At 40.3% G+C, this 16,928-nt stretch carries 12 protein-coding genes; 2 read left to right on the forward strand and 10 right to left on the reverse strand.

What is annotated here, in order from left to right:
• Positions 1–603 precede the first annotated feature (603 nt).
• From I6N96_RS14200 to I6N96_RS14220, 5 genes are all read right to left on the reverse strand, one after another.
• Complete coding sequence (locus I6N96_RS14200) at positions 604–2,112, reverse strand: HAMP domain-containing sensor histidine kinase (RefSeq protein WP_209558222.1); 1,509 nt, start codon at positions 2,110–2,112, stop codon at positions 604–606.
• Complete coding sequence (locus I6N96_RS14205) at positions 2,109–2,795, reverse strand: response regulator transcription factor (protein WP_086349431.1); 687 nt, start codon at positions 2,793–2,795, stop codon at positions 2,109–2,111. The genes I6N96_RS14200 and I6N96_RS14205 overlap by 4 nt, the downstream gene beginning before the upstream one ends.
• A gap of 369 nt (positions 2,796–3,164) precedes the next feature.
• Positions 3,165–4,586, reverse strand: coding sequence for an NADP-dependent phosphogluconate dehydrogenase (gene gndA, locus I6N96_RS14210; RefSeq protein WP_209558223.1), 1,422 nt, complete (start codon positions 4,584–4,586; stop codon positions 3,165–3,167).
• 365 nt (positions 4,587–4,951) lie between these two features.
• Positions 4,952–5,131: a 50S ribosomal protein L32 gene (gene rpmF / locus I6N96_RS14215; RefSeq protein WP_086349406.1), complete on the reverse strand. Its 180-nt coding sequence runs from the start codon at positions 5,129–5,131 to the stop codon at positions 4,952–4,954.
• Between the two features lie 70 nt (positions 5,132–5,201).
• A complete protein-coding gene (locus I6N96_RS14220; protein WP_209558224.1) occupies positions 5,202–5,756 on the reverse strand; it encodes a YceD family protein in 555 nt (184 codons plus the stop codon).
• Positions 5,757–6,167: 411 nt separating this feature from the next.
• Here I6N96_RS14220 and I6N96_RS14225 point away from each other — a divergent pair, with 411 nt between their 5' ends.
• The gene (locus tag I6N96_RS14225) at positions 6,168–6,947 is read left to right on the forward strand and encodes an ABC transporter ATP-binding protein (RefSeq protein WP_209558225.1); all 780 of its coding nucleotides are present in this window, start codon (positions 6,168–6,170) and stop codon (positions 6,945–6,947) included.
• A gap of 114 nt (positions 6,948–7,061) precedes the next feature.
• Here I6N96_RS14225 and pyk read toward each other — a convergent pair whose 3' ends face one another.
• From pyk to dnaE, 3 genes are all read right to left on the reverse strand, one after another.
• Positions 7,062–8,819: a pyruvate kinase gene (pyk, locus tag I6N96_RS14230; protein ID WP_209558226.1), complete on the reverse strand. Its 1,758-nt coding sequence runs from the start codon at positions 8,817–8,819 to the stop codon at positions 7,062–7,064.
• Between the two features lie 66 nt (positions 8,820–8,885).
• Positions 8,886–9,848 carry a 6-phosphofructokinase gene (pfkA, locus tag I6N96_RS14235; RefSeq protein WP_209558227.1) on the reverse strand — a complete coding sequence of 321 codons (963 nt, stop codon included), beginning with the start codon at positions 9,846–9,848 and terminating at the stop codon, positions 8,886–8,888.
• Between the two features lie 172 nt (positions 9,849–10,020).
• Positions 10,021–13,350, reverse strand: coding sequence for a DNA polymerase III subunit alpha (gene dnaE / locus I6N96_RS14240; protein ID WP_209558228.1), 3,330 nt, complete (start codon positions 13,348–13,350; stop codon positions 10,021–10,023).
• A gap of 86 nt (positions 13,351–13,436) precedes the next feature.
• Between dnaE and I6N96_RS14245 the strand changes: the two genes are divergently transcribed.
• Complete coding sequence (locus I6N96_RS14245; protein ID WP_209558229.1) at positions 13,437–13,622, forward strand: YjzD family protein; 186 nt, start codon at positions 13,437–13,439, stop codon at positions 13,620–13,622.
• Between the two features lie 267 nt (positions 13,623–13,889).
• On the opposite strand, the gene I6N96_RS14250 is transcribed toward I6N96_RS14245, so the two are convergent.
• Together I6N96_RS14250 and I6N96_RS14255 are read right to left on the reverse strand one after the other, a co-directional pair.
• Positions 13,890–15,086, reverse strand: a complete 1,197-nt coding sequence (locus tag I6N96_RS14250) for a multidrug efflux MFS transporter (protein WP_209558230.1) — start codon at positions 15,084–15,086, stop codon at positions 13,890–13,892.
• Positions 15,087–15,278: 192 nt separating this feature from the next.
• Positions 15,279–16,685, reverse strand: coding sequence for an NCS2 family permease (locus tag I6N96_RS14255; protein WP_209558231.1), 1,407 nt, complete (start codon positions 16,683–16,685; stop codon positions 15,279–15,281).
• Between the last annotated feature and the right edge of the window lie 243 nt (positions 16,686–16,928).

The following is a 16,928-nucleotide window of genomic DNA, read 5'->3' on the forward strand; positions in this document are numbered from 1 at the left end:
TTGTCTTACTTTGTTCAGTTTTCAAAGGTCTACTTGTTTGCCTTGCAGCAACTTTTATATCATATCAAAGTTCTGATTTGATGTCAACTCTTTTTTTGAAGAAGTTGAAGTTTTTTTCTGCTTGGCTGTTGTCGTTTTTCTTTCGTAACAACTTTTATATCTTATCAATATTTTTGTTATTTGTCAACAACTTTTTTATTGATAAAACTGATTTCTTTGTTACTATTTTTTCAACGCTTTGTTATATTATCATGAAGAATCATCTTCGTCAAGATAAAATTTCAAGCTTTTTTTCTGTGCTGTTAGACAGCAATTAGAACATTTATTAATATATCAATTCTTACTCTAAAATGCAACTATTAATTGGTTCTTTTTTCGCCTTTTTTTCGATAGCGAACAAATCACTGATTCATGTGCTTAGCATTCGCTTTTTCCGATACAATCTATTTGCTTCTTCTACTATTATTCGCCATGCAAAATTTGTTGATAGTAAGAAGAAATTGCTGCAAACTGAAATTTATCAGTAAAGAATAGCACAGTACTATATTCTTGCTGCTTATAAAAAACTCCGAATCAGCTTTAATGCCGATCCGAAGTTTTATTTTATACTTCTGCATTCTTTATTATTGGGATATATATCCTGAATATCGTACCTTGACCAATAACACTTTCTGCATCGATTCTTCCTTTATAGCTTTCGATAAGCTTTTTAGCGATAGACAGACCTAATCCATTACCGCCTTTGGTTCTGGCTCTGGCTTTATCAACACGATAGAATCGATCAAATATTTTATTGATCTCTTCTTCCGAGATACCTTCTCCAAAATCTTGAATCGCAATTTCAAATTCTCCAAATGTTCTTGAAATAGATACATGAACTTCTTTTCTAGTGGTTGAGTACTTGACTGCATTATCCAAAATGATGATCAACAGTTGTTCAAAGTGATTACGGTAAATTCCAAGTACAACCTCTTCACTCAAATCATCATCCAAAGTCATTCGAAAATCAGGGTACAACAGCTTGAAGTTATTGAACACTTGATAAACGACTTCCTTTGCATTGGAGGTTCGATCAGAGTATTGAACATCTACCTGCTCTGCCCGGGAAAGGTCCAACATCTCCTGAACCAAACTCTTCATTCGAACAATTTCCTGAAGACTGGCTTTCAATGACTCATCCAAAATCTCCGGATCTTCCTTCCCCCAGCGATTCAATAGGTTCAGATGACCTTCAATAATTGCAACTGGTGTCCTCAGTTCATGAGAAACATCCTCTACAAACTGCTCCTGCTGTTCAATATATCTTCTCATCCTATCCAGCATTTCATTAAAAATCCCAGCTAAGTCTGCCAGTTCATCCTTCGAACCAATGGCAGGTACATGAGCATCAGATTGTGGGTTCTTCCTAACTATCTCCATTGTATCCCGCAATAATTTTAGCGGCTTCAGGAAGTATGAAGACAGAAGAAAACCAAGAATACTACTTAATATAAGAGAAATAACTTCTAAAACGAGCAATGTGAGCAGCAAGCGATTCCTAATTTCATAGAAAGAAGACAGCTCATAGAACGCTTGAACATACCCTACTTGTTCTCTCGCACTTTTTGAATGAACTGGTTGAACAATCAGAAAACCAGTTTCTTCTTCTATAGTTTGAATTTCTGCTTCCTGTTTCCCATCCGTAAGAAGTTTAAAATGCTTTTTCTGTGTTTCAAAGAGCAAGTCGCCTTTGGTGTTATAAACGGAAAGATACAGTGCTGGTGCTCCAAGCTCGGCAATGACGCTGTCCATCTCAAGAAGGCTCCCTACTGCACTCCTTTGATTATAACCGTCTGTGCTTTCAGGTGAAGGATTTTTCAAAGAAGTAAACACTTCCGTGACAGTCAGCTCTGATTCGGCATTTGACAGACGGTTAGTTACCTCAGCGACAATTCGTTCAACGTTCTCGCGTTCCTTTTCTACAAATAAATTGACTGACGTCTTATATGTGATTACAGCAAATATTGTAAAAACAACGAATATAAAGAAAGAACTTGCAAGGGCCCACTTAACAGTAAGTGAGGGCCCTCTCAGTTCTCGTTTCACTATTTCTTTAAACTTGTTCTTTCTCACGAGCGCATCACGTATCCAGTCCCGCGAACAGTTTGAATGTAGCTTTCTTCCCCAGGAACATCGATTTTATTACGTAGATAACGGATATAAACATCGACAACGTTGGTTTCCACCTCTGTTTCATATCCCCAGACCTTATTTAAAAGAACATCTCTTGCTAAAACAACATTGACATTCTCCATAAGGGTAAGCAGCAGCTCATATTCACGTTTCGTCAGCTCAATCATCTCAGAATTACGACGAACAACACGATTTTCTTTTTCGATCGTCAGGTCACGATAAGTGATTGTTGTTTGTTTCGCAATATTTTTATCGCCTTCAATATCGATTCGGCGAAGAAGTGCACGTAGTCGTGCCAATAATTCTTCAATAGCAAACGGCTTCACGATGTAGTCATCTGCTCCATGATCCAAACCTGATACACGGTCAATTACTGAATCACGCGCAGTCATCATGATGATTGGTGTATTCTTCACCTGTCTTACACGTCGACATACTTCCAGTCCATTCAACTCCGGCAACATCAGATCCAGCAGAATCGCATCCCAATCATTATTCAAGGCAGCTTCTAAACCTGTCCGTCCATTATAGTGAACTTCGGTTCTGTAACCTTCATGTTTTAATTCCAGCTCAACGAAGCGTGCTAAGTTTTTCTCATCTTCAATAATTAGAATATTACTCATTGATTTGCTATCCTTTCTCTCGTAACAGCCTTTTTTCAGCTTTTTCATTATACCTACTTTTATAATAAAAAGCCAGTAAATCTATTTTAGGGCAACAGACTTCAAATTATCCCTTTCAATCAAAAAGTACCGGCCCTTCATCAGTAGAATAATTATATGAATCCTTCTTCTCAGCAGATATAGTCCGTATAAGGCAGGCTAGCTACAGCTTAAGGCACCTGCCTAAACAATGAGGACTCCAATATCATACTGTCTATTAGCGAAATTCATAGGTTGAATAAGTTAAAAATCAAATCTGTTTTCGATTCCAAAAAATCGACAAAAGCAACGAACTGTCCAAATAATCAAACGCTCCGACTTATAGCATGTTTACTCTTCAGTATACCAGCTGTAGTGGTAGATTCCATCTTTGTCTGTACGCTCATAGGTATGGGCACCAAAGTAATCACGCTGCGCTTGGATCAGGTTTGCCGGCAAGCGTTCAGAACGATAAGAATCATAATAAGCGATTGCTGATGCAAAAGTTGGCACTGGTACACCAGCTTGAACGGCCATTGCAACAACGTCACGGACAGATTGCTGATATTTTTTCGTGATATCTACAAAATAGTCATCTAATAATAGATTTTCGATATCTGCATTTTTTTCATAAGCATCTGTGATCTTTTGCAGGAACTGTGCTCTGATGATACATCCCGCTCTCCAAATTTTTGCAATATCGCCAAATGGCAGATCCCAATCATATTCTTTAGAAGCCACACGCAGTTGAGCAAAGCCTTGTGCGTAACTCATGATCTTGCTGAAGTATAACGCTTCACGGATCTTCTCAACCAACTCTTTTTTGTCCCCGTCATATTGATAAGGTGCTGGCTTCGCCAAAACACCAGATGCTTTGACACGTTCTTCTTTATACGCAGAAATGAATCGAGCAAAAACAGATTCAGTGATCAGTGGCAATGGTACACCAAGATCTAACGAGCTTTGACTAGTCCACTTTCCGGTACCTTTGTTTCCAGCAGCATCCAAAATCACATCGACGATTGGCTTCCCGGTGCCTTCATCATCTTTGCGTGTCAGGATATCAGCTGTGATTTCTACTAAGTAGCTATCCAACTCACCTTGATTCCACTCTTTGAATATCTCAGCCATTTCATCTACTGATAGGCCAAGAATGTTCTGCATCAAGTCGTATGATTCAGCGATCAGCTGCATATCTCCGTATTCAATACCATTATGCACCATTTTTACATAGTGACCGGCGCCATTAGGGCCAATGTACGTTACGCATGGTTCGCCATCTTCTGCCTTTGCAGAGATTTTCTCAAGAACAGGAGCAACTAGCTCATATGCTTCTTTTTGTCCTCCCGGCATGATTGAAGGTCCCTTCAATGCGCCTTCTTCACCACCCGATACACCTGTACCGATAAAGTTAATACCAGAGTTAGCTAATTCTTCGTTTCTGCGCATTGTATCTTTGAAGAATGTATTTCCTCCATCAATAAGGATATCTCCTTTATCTAAGTGAGGCAGCAATTCTTGAATTGTTGCATCTGTTGCAAAACCTGCTTTGACCATCAACATGATACGACGAGGTTTTTCGATTGAATCTACGAACTCCTCGATTGTATAAGTTGCTTTGAAATTCTTATCTGGATGTTCTTCAACTACCTCAGTTGTTTTTGAACCCGTACGGTTAAACAATGCAACAGAGTATCCTCTACTTTCAATGTTCAAAGCCAGATTTTTTCCCATAACAGCCATTCCTACTACACCAAATTGTTGTTTTGTCATCATACATCCTCCCAATTACTAAAAAACCTAAATAATTCTTTATAATCTATTTCATTATAGCTTAGTTTGGCAGTATTGAAAACAAAATCGTTCGAATTATCACAGCTTTCTTCATACGAAACTAGGCTCTTAAACCCTTGGCAGCGCTTGATTTCAAGGCGAGATTCTGCCATCTTATTTCTACTCTTGAACATCTTTCGTTTCAATTTTTCAGTTTTGTTTCGCTTCTTCCGGCTCTTAGTCACCATTAGATTCCATATCTTCTCAATGTCGGGTACTGGTTCAGAGCTATCTGAACACACTAAAAAATCCCCGAGGCTCCATGGTTAGCCTGGGGGATTTTAACATTTTTCAAAAAAATGTTTTTACGCTTCTTTAGACATTACATCTTTTCCATCGTAGTGACCACATGCTGGACATACGTGATGGCTTTTTCTCATTTCACCACAGTTTGAACATGCGTTCAAACCTTTGATTGTCAACTTGTAATGTGTACGGCGTTTTGCCTTTTTAGCTTTAGAAGTTTTTCTAGCTGGTACTGCCATTGTTGTTCCACCTCCTTGTAAAAATCTGTGTATGTTCATACACAATATATTCCAATCTTAGCCAAACAAATTACTCTGTATCATCTTTCAATAATTCAGATAATTTGGCAAGACGAGGATCCATAGTTTGTTCTGCTTCTTTTTCCCGTTTTTCATAGTAATCATCCTCTGAAATCACTTCCCAGTCTGTCCCTTTCGGTAACTCGCTGTTTTGCTGCTCTTCTTCAGATAATACCTGCAACGGAATCGCCAGTAAGATATTGTCTTCCACTGACTCAGTCAGATCGATCGTCGGTTTATCAAGAACAATGATTTCTTCATCTGAAATCAATTCATCCTTGCCGCGAAACTGCTCTTCTGTCATAAACGTTTCATCAACACTAAGTGCCATTGGAACAGCAACCGGTGTTAATGATCGAGAAGAAGGTACTGTCACTACAACAGAAAGCTTATAATGTAGTAAGTAACCATTTTTTTCAACTGTGATTATGCCATTTACTTTCGCAGGGGAAACATCAAGTATTTGATTATCCCTAGCCATCAGTGTTTGTTTTACATCGAGCTCTTCTGAAAATTCAAGAGGAATTTCCCGATGTTTATTCAGTTCTAATAATGACCATTTCATCTCTCTCACCTCTACACAACAAAAGCTATTATACAGGGCTATTCGCCCTTTGTCAATGAAATTTTCTCTGCATTTTCTTTCATACATATTTATAAAAAAATTGTTCTCTCATCCTTTTTTAATGTTAAACTATATAGACCCTGTTTCGTTTTTTAATATACAGAAAACAGTCTTTGACTATAATGAGACACTGTAATTATCGTGGCTTGCAACAGGAGTCTTAGACACTCATAACGAAAACTGAATATTCAAGACTACTTCCTGTTCTTTGACAGGATTCATACAGAGGGATATTGCTCAATAAGCGATAAAGAAATAATTGCTATTTATTTATGCCATTGGTGCTAAAGAAATTATCACAGGAAAAACTATTTCACAAAAGTCATAGCAGCAAAAGGAGGAGAAATGCGGATGTCAATCATCAATTGTAAAGACGTTTCACTGATCAAAGATGGGAAAGTTTTGCTTGATCAAATCAACTGGACTGTTGAAAAACAGGAACATTGGGCCATTTTAGGTCTTAACGGTGCCGGAAAAACATTATTACTCCAGATCATCACAGGCTATCTCTGGCCCTCCAAAGGAGAAGTGACTGTCTTAAACCAACGATTTGGAACAAGCTCTATCCCTGAGCTGCAGCGACGAATCGGTTGGGTAAGTACTGCATTGCAGCAACGGATTCGCGGAAATGAAACAAGCGAGCGAGTGATCCTATCGGGAAAATTTGCAAGTATTGGAATCTATGAGCATTATTCCACGAAAGACATGGAAAAAGCCAAGCAGCTTCTAATGGATTCCGGTGGTTCTTCTCTTTTAGGGAAAAGCTATCAGATTCTTTCTCAGGGAGAACGTCAGTTAGTTTTGATCTGCCGTGCGTTGATGGCCGATCCAGAGCTCCTTATCCTTGATGAACCCTGTAATGGCCTTGATCTGTTTGCCCGAGAAAAGCTGCTTGAACAAATTGGAGGGATTGCTGAGTCACAAAACAGCCCTACCCTTCTCTATGTCAGTCATCACACAGAGGAAATTCTTTCCTGTTTTCAACATTTGCTATTGTTGAAGGAAGGCAAGATTGTGAGACAGGGACTTAGAAATGAACTATTCAATGAAGAAGTCTTGACATCTTTTTATAATGAGCCGATCCAGTTACTGCCTTTAGGCAAAGATCGACTGGCAGCTTATCCAGTGTGACAGCTGTTTAGCTATCATATTGCTGCAAATTTAATAGATCTAGAAGCTTACAACAAAAAACTCTCTGAGGCTTTCAATGATGAAAGCAACAGAGAGTTTTTATTCTAACTAAGCTTAGATAGCTGTTGTCGCGCCACGGTATACAATACCACGTCTAGGGTCAACAGTGATCAATTCATCGTTAGATACAAGCTCAGTAGCGTTAGCAGCGCCAACGATTACTGGAATGTCTTTCGCAATAGCAACTACTGCTGCATGAGAAGTCAATCCGCCTTCTTCTACAACTAGCGCAACTGCTTTATCGATAGCAGGCATGTAGTCTTTATCTGTAGTCTTAACGACCAAGATAGAGCCTTCAACTGCTTTTTCATTTGCTTCAGCAGCTGTTTTAGCAACTACAGCTTTAGCAATAACTGAATCTTCTCCAATACCTTGACCTTGAACAAGTTTTGAACCGATCAATTGGATCTTCATCAAGTTTGTTGTTCCTTTTTCACCAACTGGTACACCAGCAGTGATGATGATTAAATCACCTTCGCTTGCGAAACCGTTCTTTTGTGAAATTTCTGTTGCAAGAGTGAATACTTCATCTGTATTTGATGGTTTTTCAGCAACAGTTGCATAAACGCCCCATGATAGAGACAAGCTGCGTGCTTTTTGTTCTGAGAAAGTGATTGCAACGATGTGTGCTCTTGGACGATACTTAGCAATCATACGTGCTGTGTGACCAGATTCTGTCGCAGCAACAATTGTTTGGATACCCAAGTTACGCGCTGTATGCCCAACAGATTGACCAATTGCTTCTGTCATGTCTGTTTTGCTGTATAGTTTCAATGCAAATGCATCTTGGTCAACTAGTGCTTCTTCAGTACGAACGGCAATACGAGCCATAGTTTGTACAGATTCTAATGGGTAATCCCCAGCAGCTGTTTCACCTGAAAGCATTACTGCATCAGTTCCATCGTAGATTGCATTGGCAACGTCATTCGCTTCCGCACGAGTCGGGCGAGGATTACGCTGCATTGAATCCAGCATTTGTGTTGCAGTAATAACTGGTTTACCTAATGCATTACACTTTTTAATCAATTCTTTTTGGGCTACAGGAACATCTTCTGTTGGGATTTCAACACCAAGGTCTCCACGAGCAACCATCAAACCATCAGAAACTTTTAGGATTTCGTCAATGTTGTCGATCCCTTCCTGATTTTCGATTTTAGGAATGATTTGGATATGTGTTGCATTTTCTTCTTCCAAAATTTTAGTGATTTCCATCACGTCAGCTGCACGACGAACGAAGCTGGCAGCGATGAAATCAATTCCTTGGCCAATACCGAAACGGATATCTGCTTCATCCTTTTCAGTGATACCAGGTAGGTTTACAGAAACACCAGGAACGTTTACACCTTTTTTATTCTTAAGAACGCCTTCGTTTTTAACGATTGTTACGATTTCATCTGCGTTGCGATCGATATCAGAAACTTCTAAATCAATCAAACCGTCGTCCAGTAAGATATGTGAACCAACGTTTACGTCATTGATCAGTTGTGGGTAAGTAACAGAGAATTTCTCAGTAGTTCCCAACACTTCTTCCATGGAAATGCGGATAGTATCACCTGTTTTAAGTGTCATTGCTCCGTTTTCCATATCGTTCGTACGAATTTCAGGACCTTTTGTATCTAGTAAAATTGCTACTCTTTTTCCTGAGATTTTCATAGCCTCACGAATGTTTTTGATACGGTTGCCATGCTCTTCGAAGTCTCCGTGAGAGAAGTTCAAACGACAAACATTCATTCCGGCATTCATTAAGTCAACCAGCATTTCAACAGATTCACTTGCTGGTCCAATCGTACATACGATTTTTGTTTTTTTCATTACTAAACGCTCCTATTCGATTTTTTTATACAAAAGCTTTAAAGCCTATATACAGTAATCCAGTGTTTAAAATGAGATTTCTTTATTCAGATCGTAAAGAGACAGATCTGGTTTATGTCTATTGTTTTCTAATGTGTCAACGATATCAGCTGCTACAACTTTATTGTCAAGCATACCAATACATAATCCGCCCTTGCCTTCTTTCAGTAATTCAACAGCATAGGCACCAAATTTACTTGCTAAAACACGGTCGCGCGCGCTTGGAGAACCACCACGTACAACGTGACCCAAAATAGAAACACGTGTATGGAAATCGCCGTAAGCCGAAAGTTTATCAGCAAATTCATTTCCACCCATCACACCTTCTGCAAGGATGATCAGGCAATGTTTCTTCCCGCGATCTCGGCCTTCTCTGATTCTTTTAGCAACTAATTCCATATCAAATTCATGCTCAGGGATGATGATTTCATCTGCCCCGCCGGCAACACCAGACCAAAGAGCGATATCGCCTGCATCACGTCCCATTACTTCAATAACGAATGTACGTACATGAGATGTAGCTGTATCACGGATACGGTCAACGGATTCTAATACAGTATTGATCGCTGTATCAAAACCAATCGTGAAGTCTGTCCCCGGAATATCATTATCGATCGTACCTGGGATACCAACAGCCGGATAGCCGCGTTTTGTCAGAGCCATTGCTCCGTGATAAGAGCCGTCTCCTCCAATAACTACTAATCCTTCAATACCGAATTTCTTCAATTGCTCGATTCCCTTCAGCTGCCCTTCTTCAGTAGCAAACTCCGGATAACGTGCAGAGTAAAGGAATGTTCCTCCACGTTGAATCTTGTCACCTACATCAGCAATGTCCAGACGACGAATATCTCCAGCTACCAAACCAGCAAAACCGTAGTTGATGCCATATACTTCAATTCCATCATAAATTGCTTTACGTACCACTGCACGAATTGCAGCGTTCATTCCCGGAGCGTCTCCTCCACTGGTTAAAATACCGATACGTTTCATTCGCTCTTTCACCTCATACATAATATTATACTTTGATAAAGCAGTCTTACTTTACCTTTATTGCCTCAAAAATACCACGTCACCCATTTTACCATTAATAGTGCAAAAAGTCTTGAGTTAGCGCTAAAATTTTTGAAAAAAATTGAAAGCGTCTAGTAGATTTTACTGAAACTCATTTGAAAACGACGTTTTCCGCTCCAAGAAGCGTTGAAAACGACTCCAGAACGGTTTCATTTTCCATGATCCAATAATTTTTATCCAATACCACTTTTTTCTTTTTATCCGCATAAAACAGCACAACAGGAACGTTTCCGGGCGCTTTTTGGATGATCTCCCTCACCTGTCTAAGAATGTCCTGTGAGCCTGTTGTCTTTTCAATTTTCAAATAACAGGTTTTATCACTGATTGCAGCCTCTTGCGGCGCAGCTTCCGAGATTTCATTTACTAGAACCTGCAGCTCTTGATTGTATCGACTTCGTTCTACTTTTCCTTCCACGTAATAGACCTTGCCTACCTCTACAGTTTGTCTTATGGAACGGAAAACACCGGGGAAGAGTGTCAGGGAAATTGCACCAGTGCTGTCATCCCCCTCGACAAAAGCCATTTGCTCTCCTTTTTTAGTGCGAATCGCTCGGACATCTTTCACATAAATCAATAAGCGGACGGCTTGATTTTCAACGACATCGCTGATCGATAGAACTTGCTTCAGCTTCGCCAGCTTTGAGAATTCTTCGCTAGGATGACCTGAAAGATATACACCTAGATACTGCTCTTCTTCCGCCAGACGTTCTTCCAGTGTGTAATCCTGAATTTCTTCTTCTTTCAATTCCAGTGTTTCAAATAGGTCGGCGCTGCCGCCGCTATAAACGATATTCTGGATTTTGCTTTCCAGTTGATTAGCCAACTGCCTTCGATTCGCAGTCAGTTCATCAAATGCACCAATAGCAATCAATGGTAGAATGTTTTCTTTTTTCCGCCATTTTGCAGGAATACGAAATAGGAATTGGTCAAAGCTTTGATAACGGCCGCTGTCTTTTCGCTCATTTAGAATATCTTGGATAAAGTCTCTTCTTATACCTTTCAGTGAACTGAAGCCGAACATGATTTCAGCGGAATCCTTCAACATAAAGCTGTATTGACTGTGATTGATGGAGGGCTGGATGATGGTGATGCCGTTTTTTCTGGCTTCACTGATATATTCTTTGATTTTATTTGGGTTGTGCCGAACAGAATGCAGTAATGCCGCATAAAATGCAGCGGGATAATGAACCTTCAGATACGCCATCTGAAATCCTATAAAGGAATAGGCGAAGGCATGTGATCGGTTGAAACCGTAGTTGGCAAAACGTTCAATATAATCATAGATCATATTAGCTGTTTCCTCAGAGTACCCTTGTTTCATTCCACCCTCAACAAAGTGCCGACGTTCCTGATCCAGTACCTCTTTTTTCTTTTTACTGATGGCTCTTCTTAAAATATCCGCCTGTCCCAGACTAAAGCCTGCCATTTCCGCAGCTACCTGCATGATTTGTTCCTGATACACGATAACACCGTATGTATTTTCCAAAATCGGCTGCAATGACGGATCAGGGTATTCAATCGGTTCTAATCCTTTTTTTCGACGAACAAACAAATCGATATTCTGCATAGGCCCTGGTCGATATAAAGCGTTAACTGCTGCAATATCTTCAATACTGGTTGGTCCCAGCTTTCGCAGAACATTTCGAATACCTGCTGATTCAAACTGGAACACACCGCTAGTCTCGCCTCTACGGAACAACGCCAGCGTTTTTTCGTCATCTAAAGGAATCTCATTTAGAACTAACTCTTCTTTATACACTCTTTTAACAGATTTCAATGTATCGTCGATGATCGACAGATTTCTCAGCCCAAGAAAATCCATTTTCAGCAAACCGATTTTCTCTACATCGTTCATCGTGAACTGTGTCAACAAAATATCATTCGTGCCTGTTTGCAAGGGAGTCAGCTCCAGCAAATTCCGGTCACTGATCACCACCCCCGCTGCATGGGTGGATACATGTCGCGGCAGTCCTTCCAGACGCACAGCAGTGTCAAAGAGTAGACGATTACTTTCAGAGCTCTCAACTAACTCCACCAGCTTCTTGGATTCCTTCCAAGCCTGCTTCAACGTAATCTTCAGTGTACTTGGAACAGCCTGTGACCAGCGATTAGACTCGCTTTGAGAAAGTCCAAACACACGAGCGGCATCCCGCAGCACCATTTTTGCTGCCATTGTTCCAAAGGTTGCAATTTGGGCCATATGATAATGACCGTATTTCTTTTGTACATAGGCTAGGACTTGCTCTCTGCGGTTATCAGGAATATCCAGATCAATATCCGGCATAGAGAAGCGTTCCGGATTCAAAAATCGCTCAAATAGTAAATCATACTTGATTGGGTCGACATCTGTAATCGACAGTACATAGGATACCAATGATCCCGCTGCTGATCCCCGACCGGCACCTGTTACTATTTTCTGCTGGTGGGCAAAGGCCATAACATCCCAAACAATCAGGAAGTAATCATCAAACCCCATATCATGAATGATCGATAATTCTTTTTCCAAACGTTCTTCATAAACAGAAGACACTTCCGCCACCCGCTGAGGCAGCCGTGTCATGCATAAATCACGCAGGTAAGCCCCTGCTTCGATACCATTTGGAACCGGATAATGAGGCAGCAGCTTCTGATGGAGAGGCATGTCAAATTGGCAGGTTGCTGCAATCTGTTGAACATTAGCAACACTCTCAGAACCAATCAGCTCTTCCAATTGCTGCTGTGCTTCTTCCGGTTTTCTTAAATAGTAAGGACCATCTATCTCTGTTTCCTTGAGGTTGACCTTCATAGCAGTTCCAGATTCAATATGCTCTAAAACCCGTAAGGCAAATCCATCTTCCCTTACCAAATATCTGGTTTCCTGCAATGCAGCCAACGGAAATTGACAATTATGTATAAAATCGAACAACAATGGATCAGTCGACGGATTGCACATAAACGAAGCACCTACAAAGAAGGAAGCTGGATCGATTTTTGCAACTAGTTTCTTCAATTCACGTTGAACATCCTCCTTGTCCCGCTCCTTCAAAAAATTTATTACGCCCTTATCTGCCGGCATAATAACGATTATTTCTTTTAAATAATCAGCGAAATCTTCCAACTCAAAAGAACCCTCTTGCGTCATTTTCAAACTGGAGATTCGCATTAAATTTTGATACCCTGTCAAGTTTTTAGCATAGAACTGCAGCTCTACTTGTCGATCGCTTAAGGAAGAAGTATATTCTAGGGTCATTCCGATGATTGGCGTGATCCCTTCTGCTTTACAGGCTTCATAAAATTCAACAGCTCCGTGCAGAACGTTTATATCCGCAATTCCTAAGTGGCTATATCCATACTCCTTGGCTTTCTTGACAAATTCTGGTATCCTGATCGTGCTGGAAAGTAAAGAGTAGGAAGTGATTGTATATAGCTGTGGAAACATCATGAGTCCCTCCTTTATAACAAAATTCCCTCATTTCTTTACAATAAAAAAAATTGTGCTAAACTAAAGCTAGAAAAGAGGTGCTATCCATGCGTTACATTATTGTATTATTCTGGTCCTTCATTTTGGGACAAGTGGTAGGATATATTGGCGGTGCCTTAAACAACGGCAGTTACGACTTTGTATGGACGTCTATCATCTCACTTGCCGCCGGGGTACTTATCTTGTTGATTGGTCAGTTCGCACTGCCTAAAAAGAAAACGTCTCAGATTTAGAATCTGCAGCAGAAAACAACAAAGCAGGCTTCGTTTCCCTCTCTAGATTGACTGTTCATTCAACTCAACCCAGAGTAGTCGACTCGATTGCCTGTCTTTCTCTTTTCTCAGACAAAACATACTCGAAAAACAGCAGTGTTCTATTCACAGTTTGTTTTGCGAGTTATTTTTTGCTCTCTTTTTTCTTCTTGTATCCTTATATCAAGTGAAGTGCTGCAAAAAACCAGTTACATTAATTGTAACTGGTTTTTTTTTGTTTTCAACTGTTTATAATCGTTTCGTCAAAATTTTTCTGAAATTGAAGACAGATAAACCGATATTCCCTAAAACAAAGCAGGCCGTAGTAATAAATACTGAACTATAGCCAAAGCCATGGGCAACTGTTGAGCCAATCATCGGCCCTAAAACCTGTCCAAAGTTACTGAACATCTGATTATAGCTGTATATTCTGCTGACGCCTTCCGGTGGTGTCAGCTTACCGATAAGCGTATTGATTGAAGGCATCAGTGCTCCGGTAGAAAAGCCCAGCAGGAAGCGTAAGACTCCTAGTTGAAAAGGCGTCTTTACAAATGCCATAGGTATGTAGCAGAGGAGCGATAGAACCAGCCCACCCAGAAGAACCTTGTGATTGCCGATTTTATCCCCAAGCTTTCCGAGAGACGGCGAAGAAATGATCGCAGACACCCCCGCAACAGAAACAATCAATCCACTGACAAAGAGAATATTTCCTTGATCCCCACTCAACGAACGAATGTACAAAGTTAAAATGGGACTGATGCTGGTCACACCGATTTGTAAAATCAAGGTTGTGACAAACAAACCAACTAAGATGGACAGATGATCGATTTTTGAAAAGATCTCCTTGGTTGACAGTAAATCCTTTTTCTCTACCGGTTCAAAATCTTCCTTGACCATAAAGATTGTCAATAGTGTCGTGATCAGCAGCATAAATCCGGTAATGATAAATACATTTTCCATTCCAAACCACTGCGCCAGTGCACCACCGATAGAAGGTCCTATCAAATTTCCCGCAACCGCTCCGGTAGATAACGTCCCCAACGCCCAGCCGCTTTTAGACTTCGGTGCTTGAGAAGCAATCATCGCAGTCGCATTTGGGATATAGCCAGATAAAATCCCATTTAGAAAACGCATGATCAGCAGCCAGTAGACATTCGGAACGAAGGCCAAAGAGCCCATCGTGAAAGTCATCCCCGCAGCTGCACGGATCATCATGATTTTCCGTCCTTTTCTATCCGCAAGATTTCCCCAAATTGGTGCAACGATGGCTGCCGCAAACGCAGTCACTGATATCGCCAGACCTGAAAAAAGCTCGATCTGACTTTCGGGTGTACCTAATTGTTCAATATATACAGGAATGAAGGGCATTACCAGACTGATACTGGCTCCGGTGAAAAAGCTTCCCAGCCAAGCCACCATTAAATTCTTCTTCCAGTCTATCTTCATCTTTCTATCACCGCCTATAAAGGTTCTCTTTAACTATACTCCATTTTCAGAAAACTCACAAAATTTTTATTTCCATTTTTTCATTCTTTGCCCTCGTCTAAAGCTTTTGAATGCAAAAACAGAGCTGATCCCCATCAGCCCTGTCAGTATTCTATCGTTTTCCCGAATCTTTTTTCATTTTTTCCTTCACTCTTATAATATCGCTAAAATTACAAAGTTAATGATAAACAACAGATTAACGATCCAGATGATTGGTGACACTTCATTGATTTTTCCTTTTGCAACTTTAACAACTGCAAAGAAGATAAATCCAGCTGCAATCCCATAAGAGATACTGTAGCATAGACCCATGAAGATAGAAGCAAAGAATGCTGGTACAGCTTCTTCCAAATCTGTCCATTCAATGTCCTTGAAGGAAGCCAGCATCATCACACCTACTAAAATCAAGGCAGGCGCTGTTGCTTGTGCAGGTACAACAGAAATCAGTGGAGAGAACAAGCTGCTTAGTGCAAATAGTGCAGCGACTACTACAGAAGTCAGCCCCGTACGACCACCAGCTCCAATGCCGGCAGCACTTTCTACGTAAGTTGTAACATTTGATGTTCCGAACACTGCACCAACTGATGTGGCAATTGCATCCGCAAACAAAGCACGGTCCATCTTCGTCGCAAGCCCTTTACTGTCTTCCAGAGCAATTTCATCCTCTTTAGAGAAAATCCCTGTACGACGACCTGTACCAATAAACGTTCCAATCGTATCGAATGTATCAGATAAGCTGAAAGCAATGATTGTCATCAATACTTGAGGTATTTTAGATGTATCACTAAATAATGACTGCATACCATCTGCACCAAAAGCGGCACCAAATGTTGTTCCCAATTCTGAAATAGAACTTCCCAGAGAATTACCATGCCAGTCAATCGCAGATAAATCGACAACGCCCATCGGAATTGCCAGTATTGTTGTGAAAAGAATCCCTAAGAGAATCGCTCCACGGACATTCATCACAACCAAAATCGTCATGATCACCAGTCCCATAACTGCCAAAATGATACCGGGATTATTGAAATTCCCCAAAGCAGGTACGATGCTGTCTCCGTTAACTGCTCCATTTACAGGATCAGCTTGAATAGTAAAATCGAGTAAGCCAGCGTTTTTAATCCCGACATAAGCAACAAATATCCCAATACCTCCGCCAATGGCATGCTGCAGACTTTCAGGAATGGCACGAATCACCAGCTTACGAATTTTAGTAACAGTGATCAGGATGTTTACCAGTCCACAGATAAAGACCATTGCCAATGCCTGCTGCCATGTATATCCAAGACCAAACACGACTGTAAATGTGAAAAATGCATTTAATCCCATTCCCGGAGCTTGTGCATAAGGAACATTTGCGAATAGTCCCATAACCAGCGTACCAATAATCGAAGCAATGATTGTTGCTAAAAAGACAGCCTGAAAGGGCATCCCTGTTTCCGACAAAATAGACGGATTAACGAATAAGATATAGCTCATGGCAAAAAATGTTGTAACTCCCGCCATCACCTCTGTTGAAACAGTTGTACGATTTTCTTTTAAATTGAAAAACTTTTCCATGAATTTTTTTCTCTCCCTCAAAGTGATTCCTATTATTTGCCAGAAAAAATAAAAATAAGAGCAAAATAGTAATTCCTAACAAATACTATTAAATTATAGGAGACAACCAACTATTTTTCAACAAAATACTAACAATAGATTCATTAATTATTTTTAATGTTCGCATTTAATGCGTTTACATTTATAGATACACTGTTTTTTAAGGTAAAAAACAGATCAGATGAAAAATTCATCTGATCTGTC

The sequence above is a fragment of the Enterococcus larvae genome (assembly GCF_017830045.1).
GTDB classification, from domain to species: domain Bacteria; phylum Bacillota; class Bacilli; order Lactobacillales; family Enterococcaceae; genus Enterococcus_L; species Enterococcus_L larvae.